The 23,400-nt window shown below is 65.4% G+C and carries 21 protein-coding genes; 13 read left to right on the forward strand and 8 right to left on the reverse strand.

What is annotated here, in order from left to right; translation table 11 throughout:
- Nucleotides 1–64: 64 nt before the first annotated feature.
- The 3 genes from ACZYZF_RS20185 to ACZYZF_RS20195 are packed head-to-tail and all read right to left on the reverse strand — an operon-like array spanning nt 65 to nt 2,104.
- Nucleotides 65–544 (reverse strand): nitroreductase family deazaflavin-dependent oxidoreductase, encoded by a 480-nt coding sequence (locus tag ACZYZF_RS20185; protein ID WP_463744063.1) that lies wholly within the window; start codon nt 542–544, stop codon nt 65–67.
- 10 nt (nt 545–554) lie between these two features.
- On the reverse strand, nt 555–953 hold the full coding sequence (locus ACZYZF_RS20190) for a DUF8021 domain-containing protein (protein WP_463744064.1): 399 nt from the start codon (nt 951–953) through the stop codon (nt 555–557).
- Nucleotides 953–2,104 carry a steroid 3-ketoacyl-CoA thiolase gene (locus ACZYZF_RS20195; RefSeq protein ID WP_463744065.1) on the reverse strand — a complete coding sequence of 384 codons (1,152 nt, stop codon included), beginning with the start codon at nt 2,102–2,104 and terminating at the stop codon, nt 953–955. Before ACZYZF_RS20195 ends, ACZYZF_RS20190 begins: the two co-directional genes overlap by 1 nt.
- A gap of 167 nt (nt 2,105–2,271) precedes the next feature.
- Here ACZYZF_RS20195 and ACZYZF_RS20200 point away from each other — a divergent pair, with 167 nt between their 5' ends.
- The 8 genes from ACZYZF_RS20200 (at nt 2,272) to ACZYZF_RS20235 (ending at nt 10,293) form a co-directional block, all read left to right on the forward strand.
- On the forward strand, nt 2,272–3,522 hold the full coding sequence (locus tag ACZYZF_RS20200; RefSeq protein ID WP_463744066.1) for a cytochrome P450: 1,251 nt from the start codon (nt 2,272–2,274) through the stop codon (nt 3,520–3,522).
- 53 nt (nt 3,523–3,575) lie between these two features.
- Nucleotides 3,576–4,580, forward strand: coding sequence for an acyl-CoA dehydrogenase family protein (locus ACZYZF_RS20205; RefSeq protein WP_463744067.1), 1,005 nt, complete (start codon nt 3,576–3,578; stop codon nt 4,578–4,580).
- Nucleotides 4,580–5,743 (forward strand): acyl-CoA dehydrogenase FadE29, encoded by a 1,164-nt coding sequence (gene fadE29 / locus ACZYZF_RS20210; RefSeq protein WP_463744068.1) that lies wholly within the window; start codon nt 4,580–4,582, stop codon nt 5,741–5,743. The genes ACZYZF_RS20205 and fadE29 overlap by 1 nt, the downstream gene beginning before the upstream one ends.
- A gap of 14 nt (nt 5,744–5,757) precedes the next feature.
- Complete coding sequence (locus ACZYZF_RS20215; RefSeq protein WP_463836614.1) at nt 5,758–6,735, forward strand: bifunctional MaoC family dehydratase N-terminal/OB-fold nucleic acid binding domain-containing protein; 978 nt, start codon at nt 5,758–5,760, stop codon at nt 6,733–6,735.
- Entirely contained in the window at nt 6,732–7,142 is a 411-nt protein-coding gene (locus tag ACZYZF_RS20220) for a MaoC family dehydratase (protein WP_463744070.1), read from the forward strand. Before ACZYZF_RS20215 ends, ACZYZF_RS20220 begins: the two co-directional genes overlap by 4 nt.
- 2 nt (nt 7,143–7,144) lie before the next feature.
- Nucleotides 7,145–8,299 (forward strand): lipid-transfer protein, encoded by a 1,155-nt coding sequence (locus ACZYZF_RS20225; protein WP_463744202.1) that lies wholly within the window; start codon nt 7,145–7,147, stop codon nt 8,297–8,299.
- Nucleotides 8,300–8,374: 75 nt separating this feature from the next.
- A complete protein-coding gene (locus ACZYZF_RS20230; RefSeq protein WP_463744071.1) occupies nt 8,375–9,484 on the forward strand; it encodes a hypothetical protein in 1,110 nt (369 codons plus the stop codon).
- Nucleotides 9,481–10,293, forward strand: coding sequence for a hypothetical protein (locus ACZYZF_RS20235; RefSeq protein ID WP_463744072.1), 813 nt, complete (start codon nt 9,481–9,483; stop codon nt 10,291–10,293). Before ACZYZF_RS20230 ends, ACZYZF_RS20235 begins: the two co-directional genes overlap by 4 nt.
- A 6-nt stretch (nt 10,294–10,299) precedes the next feature.
- Here the strand turns inward: ACZYZF_RS20235 and ACZYZF_RS20240 are convergent, their stop codons facing one another.
- The 4 genes from ACZYZF_RS20240 to kstD form a co-directional block, all read right to left on the reverse strand.
- Nucleotides 10,300–11,037, reverse strand: coding sequence for an ANTAR domain-containing protein (locus ACZYZF_RS20240; RefSeq protein WP_463744073.1), 738 nt, complete (start codon nt 11,035–11,037; stop codon nt 10,300–10,302).
- Nucleotides 11,038–11,095: 58 nt separating this feature from the next.
- On the reverse strand, nt 11,096–11,704 hold the full coding sequence (locus tag ACZYZF_RS20245) for an ANTAR domain-containing protein (RefSeq protein WP_463744074.1): 609 nt from the start codon (nt 11,702–11,704) through the stop codon (nt 11,096–11,098).
- A 659-nt stretch (nt 11,705–12,363) separates the two neighbouring features.
- Complete coding sequence (locus ACZYZF_RS20250) at nt 12,364–13,224, reverse strand: MaoC family dehydratase (protein ID WP_463744075.1); 861 nt, start codon at nt 13,222–13,224, stop codon at nt 12,364–12,366.
- A complete protein-coding gene (gene kstD, locus ACZYZF_RS20255) occupies nt 13,225–14,907 on the reverse strand; it encodes a 3-oxosteroid 1-dehydrogenase (protein ID WP_463744076.1) in 1,683 nt (560 codons plus the stop codon).
- 73 nt (nt 14,908–14,980) lie between these two features.
- On the opposite strand from kstD, the gene ACZYZF_RS20260 reads away from it, so the two are divergent.
- The 3 genes from ACZYZF_RS20260 to dmpG are packed head-to-tail and all read left to right on the forward strand — an operon-like array spanning nt 14,981 to nt 17,747.
- Nucleotides 14,981–15,766 carry a 2-keto-4-pentenoate hydratase gene (locus tag ACZYZF_RS20260; RefSeq protein ID WP_463744077.1) on the forward strand — a complete coding sequence of 262 codons (786 nt, stop codon included), beginning with the start codon at nt 14,981–14,983 and terminating at the stop codon, nt 15,764–15,766.
- Nucleotides 15,767–15,777: 11 nt separating this feature from the next.
- Nucleotides 15,778–16,698 (forward strand): acetaldehyde dehydrogenase (acetylating), encoded by a 921-nt coding sequence (locus ACZYZF_RS20265; protein WP_463744078.1) that lies wholly within the window; start codon nt 15,778–15,780, stop codon nt 16,696–16,698.
- Nucleotides 16,695–17,747: a 4-hydroxy-2-oxovalerate aldolase gene (gene dmpG / locus ACZYZF_RS20270; protein ID WP_463744079.1), complete on the forward strand. Its 1,053-nt coding sequence runs from the start codon at nt 16,695–16,697 to the stop codon at nt 17,745–17,747. The genes ACZYZF_RS20265 and dmpG overlap by 4 nt, the downstream gene beginning before the upstream one ends.
- On the opposite strand, the gene ACZYZF_RS20275 is transcribed toward dmpG, so the two are convergent.
- Nucleotides 17,744–19,630: an alpha/beta hydrolase gene (locus ACZYZF_RS20275; RefSeq protein ID WP_463744080.1), complete on the reverse strand. Its 1,887-nt coding sequence runs from the start codon at nt 19,628–19,630 to the stop codon at nt 17,744–17,746. The two genes, dmpG and ACZYZF_RS20275, sit on opposite strands and share 4 nt — an antisense overlap.
- Nucleotides 19,631–19,788: 158 nt before the next feature.
- Here ACZYZF_RS20275 and ACZYZF_RS20280 point away from each other — a divergent pair, with 158 nt between their 5' ends.
- Complete coding sequence (locus tag ACZYZF_RS20280) at nt 19,789–21,864, forward strand: RecQ family ATP-dependent DNA helicase (protein ID WP_463744081.1); 2,076 nt, start codon at nt 19,789–19,791, stop codon at nt 21,862–21,864.
- A 1,260-nt stretch (nt 21,865–23,124) separates the two neighbouring features.
- Nucleotides 23,125–23,340, forward strand: a complete 216-nt coding sequence (locus ACZYZF_RS20285; RefSeq protein ID WP_463836615.1) for an MbtH family protein — start codon at nt 23,125–23,127, stop codon at nt 23,338–23,340.
- Nucleotides 23,341–23,400 lie beyond the last annotated feature (60 nt).

The following is a 23,400-nucleotide window of genomic DNA, read 5'->3' on the forward strand; positions in this document are numbered from 1 at the left end:
GCGGGACACCTTGGCAACAGAAAACGCCCCCGGACAATGTCCGGGGGCGTTGCTCGTTCAGCGGTCAGGCTGGATCGCAGATCACGATCGGGATCTTGCGGTCGGTGTAGGACCGGTAGTTCACGAAGTCGGCGTACATGGCGTCCAACTTGGGCCAATACTCGTCGCGCTCGGCGTCGGTGGCGTCGCGCGCGGTGAGTTCCAGGGTCTCGTGCTTGGTCTGGAACTTCACCCGGGGATTGGCCACCAGGTTCAGGTACCACATCGGATTGGTGGCCCGGCCGCCCTGCGAGGCGACCAGCACGATGCGCTTGCCCTCCTGCAGGAACAGCAGGGGGCTGTCACGTTCCTCGCCCGACTTGCGCCCGATCGTGGTCAGGATGCCGACCTCGGCGCCACGCAGGAATTTGTCGCCGAACCGCCCGCCCGTCTTCTTGAAGATCCAGGTCTGGGCGCGCGACATCCACTTGATGGCGGTGCCGGTCGATTTCGCGTTGAGCCGTTCGACCTGTTTGGGGTTCAGCGGGCGAGGGGTGTTGGCCATGCGGTGGACCTTAACGGCTGAGGAACGGGGTCAGGGAAGCGCGGATGTGATGGATCTGCCCGTCGGAGGCGGGAATCAGGAACGTCTCGTCGACGTGCGAGCACACCCGCCATCCGAACAGGCGCGGCTTGGTCAGTACGTCGAACTTGGCGCGGATGTTGTCGCCGTCGACGCTGTATTCCGGTGGCGTCGTCTTCTCGATCAACTTGAACTGCGGCCCGCGATTCAGGCTGCGGCGCAAGTGATCACCGGAACGGCCGGTCTTCAGACCCATCTCGATGCGGATGCAGTCCGCCGTGAACGGAACCGCATCCGCCCGATGGCTCACGAGCGCATCGATATATGCCTGTGCGGCGGCGACGCGCTCGGCCTCTGAAGCAGGCCCAGCGGAAGACTCGGAAGAAGTCACTAGATTCTTTCGATGATCGTGCCGGTGGACAGCGCGCCGCCGGCGCACATGGTGATCAGCGCCGTGCTCTTGTCGGTGCGCTCCAGTTCGTGCAGAGCGGTGGTGATCAGGCGCGCGCCCGTCGATCCGACCGGGTGGCCGAGCGCGATGGCACCGCCGTTGACGTTGACCTTGTCCATGTCGGCGCCGTGGACCTGAGCCCAGGACAGCACCACCGAGGCGAACGCCTCGTTGATCTCGACGAGGTCGATGTCGCCCATCTTCATGCCAGCCTTCTCCAGGACCTTCGCGGTGGACTGGACCGGGCCATCGAGGTGGTAGTAGGTCTCGGCGCCGACGTTGGCCTGGCTGATGATGCGGGCGCGCGGCTTGAGGCCGAGTGCCTTTGCCTTGTCCTCATCCATCCACAGCACCGCCGCGGCGCCGTCGGAGATCTGCGACGACGTACCGGCGGTGTGGATGCCGCCTTCTATCACCGGCTTCAGCCCCGCCAGGCCTTCAGCGGTGGTGTCGCGCAGGCCCTGGTCGCGGGTGACCGTGTTCCATTCGGCGGTCGGCTGCTTGTTCTCGTCGATGACCGGTGCCTCGATGGGGGAGATCTCCCGGTCGAAACGACCCTCGGCCCAGGCCTGCTTGGCCTTCAGCTGCGAGGCCAGACCCAGGGCGTCCACATCGGCGCGGGTGATGCCACGGCGCTTGGCGATCCGCTCGGCGGCTTCGAACTGGTTGGGCAGGTCGATGTCCCAGGACGCGGCGCGGGCGCCGCCGCCGTTGGCGCCGAGTCCGACGCGGCTCATCGCCTCGATGCCGCAGGCGATACCGATATCGATGGCACCGGTAGCGATCAGGCCGGCGACCAGATGGTTGGCCTGCTGGGCACTGCCGCACTGGCAGTCGACGGTCGTGGCGCCGACGTGTTCGGGCAGCCCGGCGACCAGCCAGGACTGGCGGGTGACGTTGTTGCCCTGCTCGCCGTACTGCGTGACGCAGCCACCGATGAGCTGCTCGACGCTGCCGGCATCGATGCCGGCCTTCTCGATGAGGGCCTTCTGGACGGCTCCGAGAAGCTCGGTGGCGTGCAGGCCGGACAACCAGCCGTTGCGCTTGCCGATGGGGCTGCGGGTGGCTTCGACGATGACAGGGTTACCCATGAAGTCAGGCTAGAACACGTTTCATTACTCTGACAAGCGGCGATGTATCACTGCCTTTGATCTGCGGTCAAGCCGTGTTTCAATGGTCTCAATTGGTACTAGACCACGTTGTTTCAAGCATTGCTGGCTATGCGCACGGCTTGCTATCGACACTAGGAGTTAGACACATGGGCTGCCCGAACATCCCCAAGGAATTCGACTTCCTCGATTCCGAGCTCAACCTCAAGGGCCTACCGGTCGAGGAACTTGCCGAGCTCCGCAAGGCCGAGCCGGTGCACTGGGTCGATGTGCCCGGTGGCACCGGAGGCTTCGGCGACAAGGGCTACTGGCTCGTCACCCGCCACGAGGACGTCAAGGATGTCTCGTTGCGCAGTGAGGTGTTCTCGAGCGCGATGAACGGCGCGATCCCGGTTTGGCCGCAGGAGATGCCCCGCGAGGCCGTCGACGTGCAGAGTGCTGTCCTGCTCAACATGGACGCGCCGCACCACACCCGGCTGCGCAAGATCATCTCCCGTGGTTTCACCCCGCGGGCACTCTCGCGGCTCGAGGACGAGCTGAACAACCGTGCGCAGCAGATCGTCAAGAACGCCGTGGCGTCGGATACCGGAGACTTCGTCGAGCAGGTGTCCTGCGAGTTGCCGCTGCAGGCCATCGCCGAGCTGCTCGGTGTGCCGCAGGACGACCGCGACAAACTGTTCCGCTGGTCCAACGAGATGACCGCCGGTGACGACCCCGAATACGCCGACATCGATCCGGCGGCATCGTCGTTCGAGGTCATCACCTACGCCATGAAGATGGCCGAGGAGCGGGGCAAGAACCCGACCGACGACATCGTCACCAAGCTGATCCAGGCCGACATCGACGGTGAGAAGCTCAGCGACGACGAGTTCGGCTTCTTCGTCATCATGCTGGCGGTCGCCGGCAACGAGACCAGCCGCAACTCGATCACCCACGGCATGATCGCGTTCTCGCAGAATCCCGATCAATGGGAACTGTTCAAGCGGGAGCGGCCGAAGACCGCGGTGGACGAGATCATCCGTTGGGCCACGCCGGTTTCGGCCTTCCAGCGCACCGCCAGCGAGGACACCGAGATCTCGGGTGTGAAGATCAAGGCCGGCGAGCGCGTGGTGATGTCTTACCGTTCGGCGAACTTCGACGAGACGGTTTTTGATCACCCCTTCGATTTCAATATCCTGCGTGACCCCAACCCGCACGTCGGGTTCGGCGGCACCGGGGCGCACTATTGCATCGGGGCCAACCTGGCCCGCCTGACGATCAACCTGATCTTCAACGCGGTTGCCGATCACATGCCCGACCTCAAGCCGATCGGTGACCCCGAGCGGCTGAAGTCGGGTTGGCTCAACGGCATCAAGCACTGGCCGGTGGATTTCACCGGCACGTGCCCGGTCAACCACTGATCGCCTGAGCCCACTGAGCGCACTGATCGCCTGACGAATCAAGGAGGATTCGGGTGGATTTCACACCGAACCCGGAACAGCAGGCCGTCGCCGACGTGGTGACGTCCGTTCTGGAACGCGACAACTCTTGGGACGCCCTGGTTTCCGGTGGTGTCGCGGCGCTGGGGGTGCCGGACCGGCTCGGCGGTGACGGTTTGGGTCTGCCAGAACTGTCCACCGCGTTGACCGAGATCGGTCGGCACGGGACCATCGGCCCCGCGCTGGCCACCATCGGCCTGGGTGTGGTGTCGCTGCTCGACCTGGCCTCCGACGCCCAGCAGGACCGGTATCTGGCCGGCGTTGCCACGGGTGCGGTGCTGTCGGCTGCACTCAACGAGCCGGGGCAGTCGCTTCCCGAGCGGCCCGCGACCAACTACGCCGACGGCAAGCTCAACGGCACCAAAGTCGGTGTGCCCTACGCCGAAACAGCGAAGTGGCTGGTGGTCACCGCCGACAACGCCGTGGTGGTGGTGTCACCCACGGCCGACGGTGTGACGGTCACCAAGACTCCGACCTCCAACGGTTCCGACGAATACGTGGTCACGTTCGCCGACGTCGCCGTCGACGCGGCCGATGTCCTCGACGGCGCCGGGGCGCACCGGGTCAACCAGCTGGCGCTGGCGGCCACCGGAGCGTTCGCGGCCGGTCTGGTGGCCGGCGCGCTGCGGCTGACCGCCGACTACGTGGCGACGCGTGAGCAGTTCGGCCGTCCGTTGTCGACGTTCCAGACCGTGGCCGCACAGCTGTCCGAGGTCTACATCGCCTCGCGGACAATCGCTCTGTTGTCGACCTCGGTGATGTGGCGGCTGTCCGAGGGCCTGGACGCCGACGAGGATCTGGCCATCCTGGGCTATTGGTTCACCTCGCAGGCCGCGCCGGCCATGCGGTTGTGCCATCACCTGCACGGCGGTATGGGTATGGACATCACGTACCCGATGGACCGCTACTACTCCTCGATCAAGGACCTGACCCGGCTGTTGGGCGGTCCGTCGCATCGCCTCGATTTGGTGGGAGCGTAATGTTCATCGATCTGACCCCGGAGCAGCGCGCGCTGCAAGCCGAACTGCGGGAATACTTCTCGACTGTCGTCACGCCCGAAGAGGCCGCGGCGATGGAGTCCGACCGGCACAACGAGGCCTACCGCGCGGTGATCAAGCGGATGGGCAGCGACGGCAAGCTCGGCGTCGGTTGGCCCAAGGAGTACGGCGGCCTGGGCTTCGGTCCCGTCGAGCAGCAGATCTTCATCAACGAGGCCAACCGCGCCGACATCCCGTTGCCGATGGTCACGTTGCAGACGGTGGGCCCCACCCTGCAGGCGCTCGGAACCGAGGAACAGAAGAAGAAGTTCCTGCCCGGAATTCTTGCCGGTGAAGTGCATTTCGCCATCGGTTACTCCGAGCCCGACGCCGGTACCGACCTGGCGTCGCTGCGGACGACCGCGGTCCGTCACGGTGACGAGTACATCGTCAACGGGCAGAAGATGTGGACCACCGGCGCGCATGATGCCGATTACATCTGGCTGGCCTGCCGTACCGACCCGACCGCGGCCAAGCACAAGGGCATCTCGATCCTGATCGTCGACACCAAGGACCCGGGCTACTCCTGGACCCCGATCATCCTGTCCGACGGCGCGCACCACACCAACGCGACGTACTTCAACGATGTGCACGTGCCCGCCGACATGCTCGTCGGCGAGGAGAACGGCGGCTGGAAGCTCATCACCACCCAGCTCAACCACGAGAGGGTCGGCCTCGGGCCGGCGGGCCGCATCGCCGGCATCTACGACCGGGTGCACACCTGGGCGTCCAAGCCAGGCTCGGACGGTGTCACACCGATCGAGCAGGACGACGTGAAACGCCTTCTGGCGCAGATCAAGTCGATCTGGCGGATCAACGAGCTGCTCAACTGGCAGGTCGCGGCGTCCGGCGAGACGATCGCCGTGGCCGATGCCGCCGCCACCAAGGTGTTTTCCACCGAACGGTTGCAAGAGGTTGGCCGGTTGGCCGAAGAGATTGTCGGCAGTTACGGCAACCCGGCCGACTCGGAGACCGCCGAACTGCTGGTCTGGTTGGACAAGATGGCCAAGCGGAACCTGGTGATCACCTTCGGCGGTGGTGTCAACGAGGTCATGCGCGAGATGATCGCGGCGTCGGGCCTGCGGGTGCCGAGGGTGACCCGGTAAAGCGAAGGGTTGAGATGAGCGATCTGCAGGCCGGCATCGACGAGATCATCGCGGCTGGGCGAAGCAAACCGACGGTGGGCCGGGATCTGGTGAATCAGCCGATGATTCACCACTGGACTGACGCGATCGGCGACAAGAACCCGATCTACGTCGACGCGGAGGCAGCACGAGCGGCCGGGCATCCCGGCATCGTGGCGCCGCCGGCGATGATCCAGGTCTGGACCATGATGGGCCTGGGTCGCACCCGCTCCGACGATGATCCGCTGGGCCGTGCGATGAAGTTGTTCGACGACGCCGGGTATGTCGGCGTCGTGGCCACCAACTGCGACCAGACTTATCACCGTTACCTCGAGCCCGGCGAGCAGGTGGTGATGAGCGCCGAGATCGTCGGCATCGTCGGCCCCAAGCAGACCGCGTTGGGGGAGGGCTACTTCATCAATCAGAAGATCCGCTGGCATGTCGGTGACGAGGAAGTCGCCGACATGGACTGGCGGATCATGAAGTTCCTGCCGGCCGGTAAGCAGGCCGGCGAGGGGGCACCCGAAACAGAGGTCATCCCTGAGGATCTCGATCCGGATAAGCTGATGCGGCCGTCCTCGTCGCGGGACACGAAGTTCTTCTGGGACGGCATCAACGCCCACGAACTTCGGATTCAGCGTCGCCCGGACGGGACGCTGCAGCACCCGCCGGTGCCTGCGGTGTGGAAGGACTACCAGGACCCGGTGACGGAGTCCGATTACGTCGTGGCATCCGGCAAGGGCACGGTGTTCAGCTACGTCGTGCATCATGCGCCGAAGGTGCCGGGTCGCAGCCTGCCGTTCGTGATCGCCCTCGTGGAACTCGAGGAAGGCGTCCGGATGCTGGGCGAGTTGCGGGGTGTCAGCTCCGATCAGGTGAAGATCGGAATGCCCGTCACCGCAACCTATATCGACTTTCCGGACAGTGAGATCAGTCCGGCTTGGACGCTGTACGCATGGGAGCCGCAAGCATGAGCCTGACTGTTTCCGACGTTCGAGTGGGCACTGCACTCCCCGAGCTCAAGATCTATGGCGACCCGACGTTCATTGTCTCCACGGCCATCGCGACGCGCGACTACCAGGATGTGCACCACGACCGGGACAAGGCGCAAGCCAAGGGTTCCAAGGACATCTTCGTCAACATCCTGACCGACACCGGGCTGGTCGGCCGTTACGTGACCGACTGGGCCGGACCGAACGCGATCATCAAATCGATCAAGCTGCGACTCGGAGTGCCCTGGTACGCCTACGACACGATCGCCTTCACCGGTGAGGTCACGGAGATCGAGGGTGACCTGGTGACTCTGAAGGTGGTGGGCAGCAACAGCCTTGGCAACCATGTCATCGCCACGTCCACCCTCGTTCTGGGAGGCGCACAGTGAGTCTGTCCGGTAAAGCCGCCATCGCCGGTATCGGCGCCACCGACTTCTCCAAGAACTCCGGTCGCAGTGAGCTGCGTCTGGCCGCCGAGGCAGTGCTCGACGCACTCGACGACGCCGGGCTGAAGCCGTCCGATGTCGACGGCTTGGTGACGTTCACCATGGACTCCAACCTGGAGACCGCCGTAGCCCGCTCGACCGGGATCGGGGATCTGAAGTTCTTCAGCCAGATCGGCTATGGCGGCGGGGCCGCGGCCGCGACCGTGCAGCAGGCAGCGCTGGCCGTCGCGACCGGCGTCGCGGAATGTGTGGTGGCATACAGAGCTTTCAATGAGCGCTCGGAGTTCCGGTTCGGCCAGGTGATGACCGGCCTCACCGTCAACGCCGACTCCCGTGGTGTCGAGTACAGCTGGTCCTACCCGCACGGGCTGAGCACCCCGGCGGCGTCGGTGGCGATGATCGCCCAGCGCTACATGCACGAATACGGCGCCACGAGTGCCGATTTCGGCGCCGTGTCGGTGGCCGACCGCAAGCACGCCGCCACCAACCCGAAGGCGTTCTTCTACGGCAAACCCATCACCATCGAGGATCACCAGAACTCGCGGTGGATCGCCGAGCCGCTCCGGCTGCTGGACTGCTGCCAGGAGAGCGACGGCGGCGTCGCCATCGTCGTCACCACACCCGAGCGGGCCAAGGACCTCAAGCACCGGCCCGCGATCATCGAGGCTGCCGCTCAGGGCGCCGGCACCGACCAGTTCACGATGTACTCGTACTACCGCGAGGAGCTCGGCCTTCCCGAGATGGGACTGGTCGGCCGTCAGCTCTGGGAGCAGAGTGGCCTGTCGCCCGACGACATCCAGACCGCGATCCTCTACGACCACTTCACCCCGTACACGCTGATCCAGCTCGAGGAGCTCGGCTTCTGCGGTAAGGGCGAGGCCAAGGACTTCATTGCAGGCGGCGCCATTGAACTCGGCGGCAGGCTGCCGATCAACACCCATGGTGGTCAGCTCGGCGAGGCCTACATCCACGGCATGAACGGCATCGCCGAGGGCGTGCGTCAATTGCGGGGCACCTCGGTCAACCAGGTCGACGGCGTCGAGCATGTGCTGGTCACCGCGGGCACCGGCGTCCCAACCTCCGGGCTGATCCTCGGATAAAGGTGCATCACCACCCCCTTCGGGCACGGTAATGTTTGCTCCGGTTATGCATCACGCGTAGAAGGGGGCCGCGGTATGGCAGTGGAGCGCGACAGTAGCCCGTACGGGTCGCAGACGTTGCTCGGGCCGGGCTGGCCGAGTGTCGATGAAGGGCAACTGACCGCGGCAGCGGCGTCGTACCAGAAGATCGCCGCCAAGATCAGCGGCACCGTCGTCCCGCAACAGACCAGCCAGCTGTCGAAGCTGCAGGGTAATTGGGAGGGCACCGCATCGGTAGCTGCCTCGGGTGAGGCGACCACGATGATCGGCGGACACGAGGCCAATGGCCTACAGGCGCAGGCCATCTCCACGGCGTTGATGAAAATGGCAGCGACCGTGGCGGAGACCAAGACGATCGTGAATGCGGCCGCGCAGGAAGTACAAGCCGAGGTCGAGGCGATCCAGAAACTGGGGCCGCTTGCCGGCCCTAATGTGCAGGCGCTGATCGAGAGCCGGGTCAAGGCTGGGCTGGCGCAGAACACCGCGACGGTCTCGGCCGCCTCCGTTGAAATGGCGGACAGCCTCAGCACGATTGCCAACCTTCCTCAGGTCGGCACCCCGCCGACGGCCCAGGCGCAGCAGGCGGCCCAGAAGGGCGCCGATTCGATGATGCAGCTGATCAGCCAGCTGCCGCAGATGCTCGGGCAGATCCCACAGATGGCCGGCCAGATTCCACAGCAGCTCTCTCAACCGCTGCAGCAATTGTCGCAGCCGCTGCAGCAACTGGTCTCGCAGTTGGGTTCGGGCGGCAAGGGCACCGGTGGTGGGGTCAGCCCGTTCTCGTCGTTCTCGAACCATCCGGCGGCCGGTGGCTCCGGTCCCAGCAGTGGTGCGGGCATGGTCAAGGCCGCGGGTCTGCCCGGGGGCTCGGGTGGCGGCAGCCCCCAGACGCCCTTGCTGGCCAAGATGGTGGGCGGTGGCAGTACTTCGCCGGTCTCGGTCGACCCCGGTGCCAGCGCCGCTGTGGTCGGCGGTGTCGCCCCGGTGGCGGCGGCCAACTCGGCCGGCGGTATGGGTGGTGGCATGGGCATGATGGGCGGCGGTCAGCGCGGCGGTGGCGGTGGGGGCACCGCGACCGGGCTGGCGGTCCCGGCTCCTTTGGAACACGACACGGGGGATGGTGACGATGACTATGACGATTGGTGATCGGTCTCGACGGGAAGGGGATAACCGTGTTCGGTGAGCCGATGAAAATGGCCGAGTCGGGGCTCGGCTGGGAGGCCGCGTCGTTGGAAACGCCCGAAATGCCGCCGATTCAAGGCGGTGAGGACGCCATGAGCGCGACCATCTCCGCCATCCTGCCGACCCTGGCGGCCTCGCTGACCACCAATGTGACGGCGTTGTCGGCCAAGGAAAACATGTTCAACGCCAAGCTGTCGGATGCTCAGGGCGCCTACGAGAAGGCCGATGAGTCCGGTGGTCAGGGCGTCGGTCAGCTCAGCCAGATGATGGGGCAGATGGGCCAGATGGGTCAGATGGCCAGTGCCCCCGCGCAAATGGCGGGCCAGATGGGTGGACAGTTCGGCTCGTTGATGGAGCCGTTGATGAAGGCCATGGAGGGCGCCAAAGGCGGCGGGGAGAACGGCGGCGCACCAGGTGCGGGCCAGCCCGGCGGGCCCGGTGGTCCCGGCGGACCGAACCCTCAACAGCAGCAGGACGAACGCGAAGCCAAGCTCGATGAGCGGGACAAGCAGCAGGACGATCGCGAGACGGCGCAGAACGATCGCGACATTGCGCAGGATCGACGCGACGCCGGCCTCGATGCGCGGGAGACTCAGATGAACGCCCCGACGGGTGGGGCGGCATCGGCGGCTCCGCATGCGGCGCCTCCGGTCACACATTCGGCACCGCCCGCCGCATCCGCACCGGCCGCTCCGCACGCGCCGGCGGCTCCGGTAGCTCCGCATCAGCCGCCGCCGCGTTACGACGATGGTGATCTGTCGCGTCGCATGTAAGAGGTGTCAGCGTTGGGTTGCGGCGCCGGGGTTGAGAATGGCTTCGGTGTCCGCACCGCCGACCACGGCGCGGGCCAGGTCGGCCAGTCGTTGATTGGTTCGCCTGGCGTGTGTGCGCAGCAAAACGAAGGACTCGTCCATCCCGACGGCCCCACGTTCGGCGAGAACACCCTTCGCTTGTTCGATGATGGTCCGGGTGTTGAGCGCACTTTGCAGTTGCTGATTGATGATCTCGGCGCGGGTCAGGATGCGTTGGTGCAGTATCCCTACCGCAGCGACGTCTGCCAATCCCTGTCCGACCGCAAGGTCGCCCGCTGACAGGGCCCCTGGATCGGTGCGAAACAGATTCACCGCACCGATGCGCTCGTCTCGCAACCGCAATGGCAACGCGAACACCGCGGCGAACCCATACTCCGCGGCACGCTCGGCGAACGCGGGCCAACGCTCGCTCTCGTTCGGGATATCGGGTACCAGCACCGGGTTTCGAGTGACGTAGGCCTCCAGGCACGGACCGGCGTTCGCTTCGACCTGCAGCAGTTCGAGCAGCCGGGTGTGTTCGCTACTCGAAGCGAACACGTGGAGGCGTCCGTTCGCGTCACCGAGCATGATGCCCGCCGAGGAAACCGGCAGCAAGGCAGTGAGGTTGTCAACCAGGCGCTGGGCGAACTCGACCACGTCGTAGTCCGCGACGAGGGTGTCCGCCAGCCCGACGAATGTATTTGCGAGTTGCTCGTAACGGTCCATCAGCATCCCCTTACCGGAATCAATCTTTCCCTCTGGCGCCTGCGGTGGTCAACTTTGCTCACAGGGTCACCGACGGATCCGGGTCTGCATCCGGTGCCGGGTCGGAGTCGGCGCCTGGTGTGAATCTCAGCCGGCGATGCACAACCTCATGGGCGACTTCGCTGAGCAAACGCCCGTGCGCGTAGGCGTAGGCCTGCAGGCAGACGTAGGCATTTCGGGCGCTGACCCCCAGCTGCGCGACGATCATGCCGGTGGCCTGGTGAACCTCGCGACTGCCCACGGGTTGGTCCCACACGGATCCGATCGAATCGACCGGGATATCTGTCCGATCCGGACTGAGCAATGTCGCGGTCACCATCTCGGCTACCGCCAAGGCGTTGGCGAAATCGATGGCGGCCAGTTCGGCCGGGGCATCGCGGTACAGATCGAGGACACCTACTTGGATCGCACCGATCTGCAGCGGTAGTGCGTACATTGCGGCGACGCCGATGCCGGCGGCCTCATTGGCGAACGTCGGCCACCGCGCGTCCGGTACGGACAGATCCGCCACCACCACCGGGCCGCCGGATTCGATGGCGTCCACGCCGGGTCCTTCGCCCAATGTGACCTGAGTCCATTCCACGCGTTCGGCGACAGCGTCGCTGGTCCGCAGGACTTCAAGTCCCACACCCTCTACATTGACCGAGATGCCTGCCCGTGTGACCGGAAGGACCGCTACGCATGTCTCGCACAGTCGCTGAGCCGGATCGCCGTCCGGCGAGGTCGTGTGGAAGGCAGCGAGAAACCTCGCACGCACATCCGACGGATCCGACGCATTCACGGAACGCTCCGCTCTGTCCATCGGTCAACTCCGAACCCTCACCGTACCGGCTGACGTGCGGTTCGCGTCCGACCACGGATCGGGGAGGGCGTCGCGTCAACGCGCGGGGCGTTCAATTCTGGGCAGATGTAAACGCAACTAATTAGCTGTGTGAGAAATAGATTCGTTGGGATTGGTATCGGCGCTGAGTATGGGCTGCGGCTCCTCGACCCGCCGGCCTGAGAAGGTGAGTCGCGCGGAGTTCGAGCAGATCTTCCCCGGGCACAGCGTGTTCTACAACTGCGACGGATTCGCCGCCCACACCCACTTCGATTCGCGAAGGGACGCCGCGCAGTTTCTGGCCAACATCGCCCACGAGACGGCGGGGCTCAACCTCGTCGCGGAGGAGGTGAACCGACGCTCGGTCAACAGCTACGCGACCCGACCAGGTGCACAGCCGTGTGGACCAGTACCGCCGGATCACCAACCTGCTGGGCGTCGGCCCGGGCGGCAACCTCTCCTGCTGATCAGGCCGGGACGAGCTCCACGCCCGACAGCACAACGGCGTTGTCCCGCGACGGTGCGGTCAGCACGCCGATGAACTTGCCGTCTTCCTTCCAGATGTTGGCCTGCAGCGTCTCACCCGGGAACACCACTCCGGCGAACCGGGCGCCGTAGGAAGCCACCTGGGAGACATCGCCGTCGAGCAGGTTGTCGACGATGGCCTTGCAGCCGATGCCGTAGGTGCACAGCCCGTGCAGGATCGGCCGGTCGAAGCCTGCCGCCGCGGCGAAGGCCGGGTCGGAGTGTAGGGGGTTGCGGTCACCGCACAGCCGGTACAGCAGTGCCTGCTGCGGCAGCGTCGGCAACGAGATCTCGACATCGGGTGCGCGGTCGGGCAGTTCGGCCGAGGTCGCCGGTCCGCGCTCGCCGCCGAATCCACCCTCGCCACGGGCGAAGATCGACCGCTTGGTGGTCCACAGCACGGTGCCCGACGGATCGGTCACCGTGGACTCGCTGACGATGACGGCGGCCTTGCCCTTGTCCCAGATCTCGGTGAAGCGCTGCACCGACTTCGCGGTTCCGCTGGTCGGGATCGGGCCCGGCACGCTCACTGCCTCGCTGGCGTGCAGCACCTTGGACAGCTCGATGTCGATGCCGGGGAACTGCACCTTCGGCGCCTCGGTCATGTGGAAGCTGACCGCGACGTTGCCGAACGTCGGCAGCACCTGTGGAGTGTCGTCGACGAGGTAGCTCAGTTCGCGCTGATCCATCGGGTCGGCGCCGGCGCCCAGACCCAGGTGGTAGAGCTGGATGTCACTGCTGGTCCAGGAGAACTCGATGGGTTCCAGCTCGGCGCCCAGCGCCTTGTCGAGATCGATTGGCATCTACTTCTTCCCTGCAATGTCGAGTGCTGCGAGGTAACCCCACGTCATGGCGGGACCAATGGTGCCGCCAGGGCCGGGGTAGGTGTGACCCATCACCGGTGAGCTGACGTTACCTGCGGCGTAGAGGCCCTCGATCACGGAGTCGTCGTCCCGCAGCACCCGGCCGACGAGGTCGGTGCGGACACCGCCCTTGGTGCCCAAATCGCCCGGCACCATCTTGGCCGCGTAGTAGGGGCCGTGCTTGATCTCGCCGAGGTTGGGGTTCGGCTTGTTGGTCGGATCGCCGTAGTAGCGGTCATAGGCGCTCTCGCCGCGGTGGAAGTCCTCGTCGACCCCGGAGCGGGCGAAGCCGTTGAATCGGTCGATGGTCGCGCCGAACGCATCGGCGGGCAGGCCGGTCTTGGCGGCCAGCTCCTCGAGGGTGTCGGCCTTGACGATGACGCCGGATTCCAACCACTTCTTCGGAATGCGTTGTCCGGGCTGAAGTCCCGCGAAGATGAAGCGATCGCGGTACTGCTGGTCGAAGATGAGCCAGGCCGGGATGTTCTCGCCCGGGCCGGCACCCTGGCCGTACTCGCCGCCGTACATGTGGTGGCAGGCCTCGACGTACGGCATCGACTCGTTCATGAATCGCTTGCCGGCCATGTTGACGATGATCGAGCCGGGGGAGTTGCGCTCGGACAGCGCGAACCACGGTGAGTCGACCAGCGGGACCGTCGGGCCCCACCACGAGTCCTCCATGAATTCGAGTGCAGCGCCCTGCTTTTCGGCGGCCAGGATGCCGTCGCCGGTGTTGGCCACCGCGCCCACGGTCCACTCGGTAGTGATGGGCGCGCGCTGGTACTTCACCCGCATCTGCTCGTTGTGCTCGAATCCGCCCGAGCCCAGGATGACGGCGCGGCGCGCGCGGATCAGTTGCGGCTCAGCAGTTTCACCCTTGGTGGTGTCACGGACATAGATGCCGCGGACCACGCCGTCCTCGACATAGAGATCGGTCAGCGCGGTGTTCAGCTGTACCGGGACGCCGGCCTGCTGCAGGCCGATGCGCAGCGGCGCGATCAGCGCGCGGCCCATGCCGACCAGGTTCTTGCCGGTGGCGTTGGCCCACACGGAGCGGACGCCCACCTTGATGCTGCGCAGCACGCCGCGGGGATGACGCTTGAGCTGGTTGAGCCGCACGTAGTCCTGCTGCATCACCACCATGTTCATCGGCACCTTGCCGTACGGCGGCTCCAGACCCTTCTCGTCAACGCCGAGCTTCTTCGCGTTGAACGGCTTGGGTTCCACCGAGCGGCCCGTGGGCTTGCCACCGGGCGTCTCCGGGTAGTAGTCGGAGTATCCGGGCACCCAGCAGAGCTTCAGTGGCGAGTGCTTCAGGACGAACGACAGCATCTCCGGCGAGCGGTCGAGGTAGGTGTCGACCTTCTCCGCGGGCACCACGTCACCGATGATTTTGTGCAGGTAGGTGCGGGCGGCCTCGGGGGTATCTTTCACGCCGTCGCGCTTGAGAATCTCGTTGTTCGGGATCCACACCCCACCACCTGACCGCGCAGTGGAACCTCCATAGTGCGGCGCCTTCTCTACGACTACTGTCGAGAGGCCCTGATGGGCTGCGGTGAGGGCGGCGACCATGCCGGCAGCGCCGCTGCCGACCACCACAACGTCGTACTCCTGTCCAGTCATGTAGAACACGTTATAGAATTGCCGGGCCTGTGGACAACTGCGCCGGTCAAAGAAGCGAGGGGAATTCACCAAAATGCTTAGTGTCGAGGTGCGCGACGAGCTCGCTGCCGATCTTGCCGAGGCCGAGCGGAGCCGGGTGCCGATGACGCCGCTGACGGATCGGTACGGCGATATCGACGTGGTGGATGCCTACGAGATCCAGCTGATCAACATCCGGCAGCGGGTCGCCGAGGGTGCGCGCATCATCGGTCACAAGGTCGGGCTGTCCAGCAAGGCGATGCAGGACATGATGGGTGTCGACGAGCCGGACTACGGCCATCTCCTCGACGAGATGGAGGTGTTCGAGAACGTCCCGGTGCCCTCGTCGAAGTTCCTTTACCCGCGCGTCGAGGTCGAGGTCGGGTTCATCCTGGCCGACGATCTGCCCGGGGCCGGCTGCACCGAGGAGGACGTGCTGGCCGCGACGGCCGCGTTCGCCCCGGCGATCGAGCTGATCGACACCCGCATCACCAACTGGCAGATCAAGTTGTGCGACACCATCGCGGACAACGCGTCGAGCGCCGGCTGGGTACTGGGCGAAGCGCGGGTATCGCCCAAAGACGTGGATATCAGAGGCATCGACGCAGTGTTGACCAACCACGGCAAGGTCGTGGCCGAGGGGCGCAGCGATGCGGTGCTGGGAAATCCGGTCACCGCGGTGGCCTGGTTGGCCCGCAAGGTGGAGAGCTTCGGGGTACGCCTGAAGGCCGGTGACATCGTGTTGCCGGGGTCGTGCACGCGTGCGATAGATGCACCTCCGGGCAGCGATTTCGTCGCTGACTTCGCCGGGTTAGGTTCAGTAAGACTGAGTTTCGAATAAGGGAGCCGAATATGGCTGACAAAGCATCAGTTGCCATCGTCGGGTCGGGCAACATCAGCACCGACCTGCTGTACAAGTTGTTGCGTTCGGAGTGGCTCGAGCCGCGCTGGATGATCGGCATCGATCCGGAGTCCGAAGGTCTGGCGCGGGCCCGCAAGCTCGGTCTGGAAACCAGTCACGAGGGGGTGGACTGGCTGCTGGCTCGGGACGAGAAGCCGGACCTGGTGTTCGAGGCCACCAGTGCCTACGTGCACCGTGACGCGGCGCCGCGCTACGCCGAGGCCGGTATCCGTGCCATCGACCTGACCCCGGCGGCCGTCGGCCCCGGCGTCATCCCGCCGGCCAACCTGCGCGCGCACCTCGATGCGCCGAACGTCAACATGGTCACCTGCGGCGGTCAAGCGACCATCCCGATGGTGTACGCCGTGAGCCGTGTGGTGGACGTGCCCTACGCCGAGATCGTGGCGTCGGTGTCGTCGGCCTCGGCCGGTCCGGGCACCCGGGCCAACATCGACGAGTTCACCAAGACCACCAGCGCGGGTGTGCGTGATATCGGTGGGGCCCGCAACGGCAAGGCGATCATCATCCTGAACCCGGCTGAGCCGCCGATGATCATGCGCGACACCATCTTCTGCGCGATCCCCGAGGATGCCGACCACGCTGCGATCACACAGTCGGTCAAGGATGTGGTGGCCGAGGTGCAGACCTACGTCCCGGGCTACCGCCTGCTCAACGAACCGCAGTTCGACGAACCGTCGGTGGTCAACGGTGGAAACCACCTGGTCACGGTGTTCGTGGAAGTGGAGGGTGCGGGTGATTACCTGCCGCCCTACGCTGGAAATCTGGACATCATGACCGCCGCGGCGACCAAGGTCGGCGAGGAAATCGCCAAGGAACTGGCATCAGCGGTTTCAGGAGGTGCGCAAGCATGAGTGACATTTTCTTCAACCCGGTGTGGGACGTCCGGATGACCGACACGTCGCTGCGCGACGGGTCGCACCACAAGCGGCATCAGTTCACCAAGGATGAGGTCGGCGCCATCGTCGCCGCCCTGGATGCCGCCGGTGTCCCGGTCATCGAGGTCACCCACGGCGACGGCCTGGGCGGGTCGAGCTTCAACTACGGGTTCTCCAAGACCCCGGAGCAGGAGCTGATCAAGCTGGCCGCCGAGACGGCCAAGGAAGCCAAGATCGCCTTCCTGATGCTGCCCGGTGTGGGCACCAAGGAAGACATCAAGGAAGCCCAGAACAACGGTGGCTCGATCTGCCGCATTGCGACCCACTGCACCGAGGCCGACGTCTCGATCCAGCACTTCGGGCTCGCCCGTGAGCTGGGCCTGGAGACCGTCGGGTTCCTGATGATGAGCCACACCATCCCGCCGGAGAAGCTGGCCAAGCAGGCCCGCATCATGGCCGACGCCGGCTGCCAGTGCGTGTATGTCGTGGACTCCGCGGGTGCCCTGGTGCTCGAAGGTGTCGCCGACCGGGTGGCGGCGCTGGTCGCCGAACTCGGTAACGATGCTCAAGTTGGCTTTCATGGTCACGAGAACCTCGGTCTCGGCGTGGCCAACAGTGTCGAAGCGGTGCGCGCGGGTGCCAAGCAGATCGACGGCTCGTGCCGTCGGTTCGGTGCCGGTGCCGGCAATGCCCCGGTCGAGGCGCTGGTCGGGGTGTTCGACAAGATCGGCGTCAAGACCGGCATCGACTTCTTCGACATCGCCGATGCCGCCGAGGAGGTCGTCGCCCCGGCGATGCCGGCCGAGTGTCTGCTGGACCGCAACGCGCTCGTGATGGGCTACGCGGGGGTGTACTCCAGCTTCCTGAAGCACGCGGTGCGCCAGGGTGAACGCTACGGGGTGCCCGCCCACGAACTGTTGCTCCGCGTCGGCCAGCGGAAGCTGATCGGTGGTCAGGAAGACCAGCTGATCGACATCGCACTCGAGATCAAGCGCGAGCAGGAAGCTGCGGCCGCCAAGTCCTAGAGGCTGATTGCTTCGTCGGCGTTGTTTTCGAGGATGCCGAGCTGTCGGTAGACATCGTCGCGGTAGTTCGCCGACTGTGAGTTGATCGGGATGGGGCCGCCTTGGGCCCAGTCGTGGATCTGGCCCATCCCGATCACCACGGTGACATCGGCATTCGGATCGGCGTCGACCATTCGCTCGGCGTAGAGCAGCGCACCCGGTGCGGCCTGCTCGCGCGAACCCACGTAGATCGTGGTCGGCGGCATACCGTCGGTCGGTCCGATCATCGGGTTCCAGAGTTCTTCCGGACCGCTGGCCCACGAGCCGTAGTACTCCTTGTCCTCCTCGGTGAGCCATACGACGGGGTCGTTCACCAACGCCACATTGGGGTCGGTGTAGATCTCCTGCCCGCTGAGTCCGGGGGAGAGCAGCACCATGCGGGACGGAACCCGGGCTTCCAGGCACCCGGAGTCCCCGTTGCAATCGCGGACGATCTTCTGCACGGCAAGCGCGGACAGCGTTCCGCCGGCCGAATCTGCGTAGATGCTGACGTTCTCGGCACCGTAGGTCTCGACCTCGTTGGCGATGAAATCGGCCATCGGCGGAACCGAGTTCGCCGCGGTGCCGCCGTCGGGGATCAGCGGATAGCGGGGGACGACGACCGTGGCGCCGGTCTCGCGCGCCATCTGGCTGTAGTCCATCCAGTGAATGATGTTGGGGTCGTAGACGAATCCGCTGCCGTGCACCGCGATGACACGCTCGCCGGTGGGGTTGGGCGGGGTGATCACCCAGACGTCGCCGCCCTCGTAGGTGTCCTTGCTGACCGTGACCCCGATGGTGGTGAACCACGGCGGCGTGGGGGTGGTGATCAACTCGCCGAGCTTCATCGTGATGTTGACGCCGATGACCTGAGAGACCTGCTTGAGCGCCTCCATTCCGAGAACCGTGATCTGATCGGTCAGCGATGGGCCGGGCGTCGCGATCACATGGTCCGCGAGCTCCGGTGGGATGACGATTCCCGGAGCGAGTGCGACTGGCCCCTGCGCGGTCACGGCGCTGGTGAGGGCGTTGACCTGGGTCAGGAGTTCCTGCGGTTGCCGGAGGGCGTGCTCGAACTCGCGGCGTGCGAACGCCAGCATGGCCCAGGCCGCGGGTGGTTCGGCCGGGGATTCAGGAGTGGAGTTCACCGAGAAGGGGTTCAGGACGGTGTTGATCACCGTGGAGATAGCGCCCGTGACCTCGGTTTGTACGTTCTCGACTTTCTCGACCTTCGGCGGTGCGGGAGCCTTCGGTTCCGGGAACTTCGGGCCCGGAGCGGGGATGATCGCCGACAGTGGGTGCAGCGCACTGGTGAGCGCGTCGACCTCGACCGCTACGGGCGCTTCGGGTTCGGTCTTGTCGGGCGCAACGGCAGTGTCGGCCTCGGGTTGTGATGGTGTGGCCGTCCTGGGCAGGAGGCGCGCGACAGTTTTGGCCCCGCGCTTCGTCTTCGCCTTGACGGTGAGCGCCTTCACCGCCGCTCCGTCGTTGTCGCCTGGCCGGTTGGAGGCGACCGAACCCAGCGCGTCACGCACGGCGGTGCGCAGTTCGGCACCCACCTTGTCGATCGCGGCTCTCGGAGTCGACGCGACATCCTCGGAACCGGTGCCGCCGGCGGTGTGGTCCGTCTTGGCTGCAACAGGCTTGCGCGGTTTGGATGGGTGCTGTCGTTTCGCTTTCGCCCGATCAGGCGGCTTGGCCGTCGTTCCCGAGGAGCGAGATGAACCAGATGAAGCAGACGACGTGGACGAGCCCGTCGGATCGGCCGCGGCCACCCCGCACCCGTTGCTCAGCGCCACCGCAGAACCGACCCCCAGGGCCACCGCCAACGCACCGACGTGCCCCACATATCCCCCCATAGGCATGGATCCACGTCTACCGGATGAGTATCGGGCTCTACGGTGTTTCGCGGAAAGTTGACAGAGATTCATGTTTAAGCGAAACGCTTAGTGGGCCTGGGGTTTTCGCTGCCGGCCGGGCTGGTGTGGTGAGGAGTGTCTGCCGGGCCCGGCATGATTGGGCCATGACAACCCGCGAGCAGGCCCAGTCGATCCTTGAACAACTGGCCGGCCCCGGGGCGGTGCTGCGCGATGACCAGTGGTCGGCCATCGAGGCACTGGTGGTCCGGCGGCAGCGCGCGCTCGTCGTGCAACGCACCGGCTGGGGCAAGTCGGCGGTGTATTTCATCGCGGCGAAGCTGCTGCGCGCCGTCGGCCGCGGCCCCACGGTCATCGTCTCCCCGCTGCTGGCGTTGATGCGCAACCAGGTGGCCGCCGCCGAGCGGGCCGGGGTGCGGGCCGCGACGATCAACTCCGGCAATGTCACCGAATGGGACGCGATTCACCGGCAGGTCGCCGACGGCGAACTCGACGTACTACTCGTCAGCCCCGAGCGCCTCAACAATCCCGACTTCCGTGACAACGTGCTGCCCGCGCTGGCCGCCGATGCGGGTTTGGTGGTGGTCGACGAGGCGCACTGTGTTTCGGACTGGGGACACGACTTCCGGCCGGATTACCGCCGAATTCGTACGTTGATAGGCGAATTGGGTTCGCAGGTACCGGTTCTCGCGACAACCGCGACCGCCAACGATCGCGTGGTCAGTGACGTCGCGGCTCAGCTGGGCGTCGGCGGATCGGACACCTTGGTGCTGCGCGGTGGCTTGGACCGCGAGTCGTTGCGGCTGTCGGTGGTGCAGGTGGGTACCCCGGCCCAGCGCGCTGCCTGGATCGCGGCGCACCTGGATTCCCTGCCGGGCTCCGGCATCATCTACACGCTGACGGTGGCGCAGGCGCACGACGTGGCCGCACTATTGGCCGAGCGTGGCCACAAGGTGGCTGCGTACACCGGGTCGACCGATACCACCGAACGTGAACAGCTGGAAGCCGACCTGCTGGGCAATCGGGTCAAGGCGCTGGTGGCGACGTCGGCGCTGGGGATGGGCTTCGACAAACCCGACCTGGGTTTCGTCGTGCATCTGGGGGCGCCATCGTCTCCGATCGCCTACTACCAGCAGGTGGGGCGTGCCGGGCGTGCGACCGACAGCGCCGAGGTGATCCTGCTCCCCGGCACCGAGGATCAGGACGTCTGGAGGTACTTCGCGTCGGTGGCGTTCCCGTCGGAATCGATGGTGCGCCACGTCATCGGCGCACTGGAGACCGACCGCGCACAGTCCACCCCGGCGCTGGAACCGCTGGTCGATCTCAACCGGTCGCGCCTCGAGATGGTGCTCAAGGTGCTCGACGTGGATGGTGCGGTCCGCCGGGTGAAGGGCGGCTGGATCGCTACCGGAGAGCCCTGGAGTTATGACGAGCCCCGGTACCGGGCACTGGACGAGGCGCGCCGCCGGGAGCAACAGGCGATGCTCGACTATCAGGCCACCGACGGCTGCCGGATGGTGTTCCTGCGTGGCCAGCTCGACGATCCTGAGCTCATTCCCGGCGCCCAGTGTGGCCGCTGTGACAACTGCACCGGCCGGCGTTACGAGGCTGCGGTGGCGCAGGACATCCTCACCGATACCGCGCAGCGGTTGTCCCGGCCCGGTGTCCTGGTGGCCCCGCGCAAGCAGTGGCCGTCCGGGCTGGCTGCACTCGGTGTGCCGCTGTCCGGCCGAATCGCCGAGGGCGCGGCGCCGGGTCGGGCGATCGGACGACTCACGGACCTCGGCTGGGGAGCGCGGCTACGGCGCCTTATGGCCGAGCCGGACGGCGAGGTTCCCGACGACGTGATCGACGCGGCCATCGAGGTGCTCAAGGCATGGGATTGGGACCAGCGGCCGGCTGCGGTGATGGGGCTGGACTCCGAGGCGCATCCTCTGCTGATCTCCTCGACGGTGCAGCGCCTGGCGCAGATCGGCCGGCTGACGAATCTGGGCATCCTGACCTACACCCCGCAACGCCGCCCTGTCACCGCCGCGAATTCGGCCTATCGGGTGGCAGCGCTGGACGGTGCCTGGGAACCGCCACGACTCGATTCGAAGGGGCCGCTGTTGTTGGTCGATGACATGACCGACACCGGATGGACGCTCACGATGGCGACCCGGGTGCTGCGTGATGCGGGTGCGTCCGCAGTCCTGCCGTTCGTGCTGGCAAGCGTCAGCTGAGGCGTTCGGTTGGACCCTGGTGGATGTCGCCCTCGAGCGAACTTTTCGGCCACCGGTTTGAGTAGCCTCTGGCGCAAGAAAAATGACGCTGCCAGCAATTGGGTGGGAGATTTCTTTCACTGGTCAACTACCGATGTTTACTGTCTCTGCACGCCCGTGCGCTTGGCGCGTCAATTGGTGCGGGTTTTGGGGCCGGAAGTCGACCCACATCGTGCGGCGATGAAGATCAAGTCGCTGCGACCGAGGGGGCATAGATCGTGGGCCATTTGTTAGCCGGTTATTGCGAACGAAAACTTTGAAATCAAGTGATCTTGATAATGTAAGTAAGGATTGCGTGGCTAACTATTGATCGCATAGTTCTGATCTTGAGTCGCGGCGTCATGAAGTTGCGGACGTTCGCTCAGATTTGCTGACAGCCTTGGCTCCGGGTTTGAACTTCTCTTTGACGGTGTTGAGGCATTGGTGGAGCCCTGGCTGTTTTCCGCCCAGCTTCGCTGGATTGAACTACACGGTTGTGGGGCATCTCTGCGCTGGGTTTTGGTAGCGCTGCATTGGCGCGCGTGGCACGGGCGGAACCGGCGCTCGGTCGCGGGATCTCTGAATCGCCTGCCCCCTGGGTCCGTGAGCGCGGAGAGGTTCCGGGGCTGCCAATGGTGGCAATGGACTCGCTGCGGCACGTCGTCGTGGGGACGGCGAACCCCAATGGCCATTCAGCGTAGGGCCAGGAAAATGCCAGGTAGTGAGGGGCGCGGAGCAGGAGGAACCCGAAAAGGGCGCCGCCTGTGTTGTGTCCGCCGCGTGGATTCCGCGTACTTTCCTCACGCCCACGCCATTCGGACGGTACGAACCACACCACCTTCGTCGGCCGACCATCGGGGTGCCACCACTGGCGACAACATCGACGGACCGCCTTCCGAAGTCGGGGGCCAACGATTTCTGACTTCCCCGCAGCTGCTGACGGTACTGAATCCGCACGAGGGCGGTTTCTCTCGACCGATGTCGCGACTATTTGCTCGATAGTCGCCGATGCGTCGAGTGAGTGGGCGAATACCGTCCAACCAGCAACAGATTATTTGTGGATCGCTAATTTCTGCACCCCCGTCAAGAAGATCTGGATATGCTGGCGCTCTGCAACTAGACACGTCATAGCTGGAGTGGGTCGAGAAGAAACAGACATCGTGAGGACGGGTGCGAGGCTGGACGCCTCGCGTCGGATTTGCGAGCGTTTTACTGGCCTGCTCGACGATGGGGAGGACCAGGGTGAGCATCAATCCGTTTGACGATGAAAACGGCAGATTTCTCGTTTTGATCAACGATGAGGAGCAACACAGTCTGTGGCCGACCTTCGCCGACGTTCCTGCCGGCTGGAAGGTGGTGTTCGGCGAAGCTGACCGCGCTGCGTGTCTGGACTACATCGATCAGAACTGGCCGGACATCCGACCCAAGAGCCTGCGCGACAGATTGGCGCAGAGCTAGGGGTCCCGATAAATCACAGGGCCGGGGGGTTCGCATTTCTTCACGTGGTGGGAGAGTCCG

It is taken from the genome of Mycobacterium sp. IDUB_24 (genome assembly GCF_055419385.1).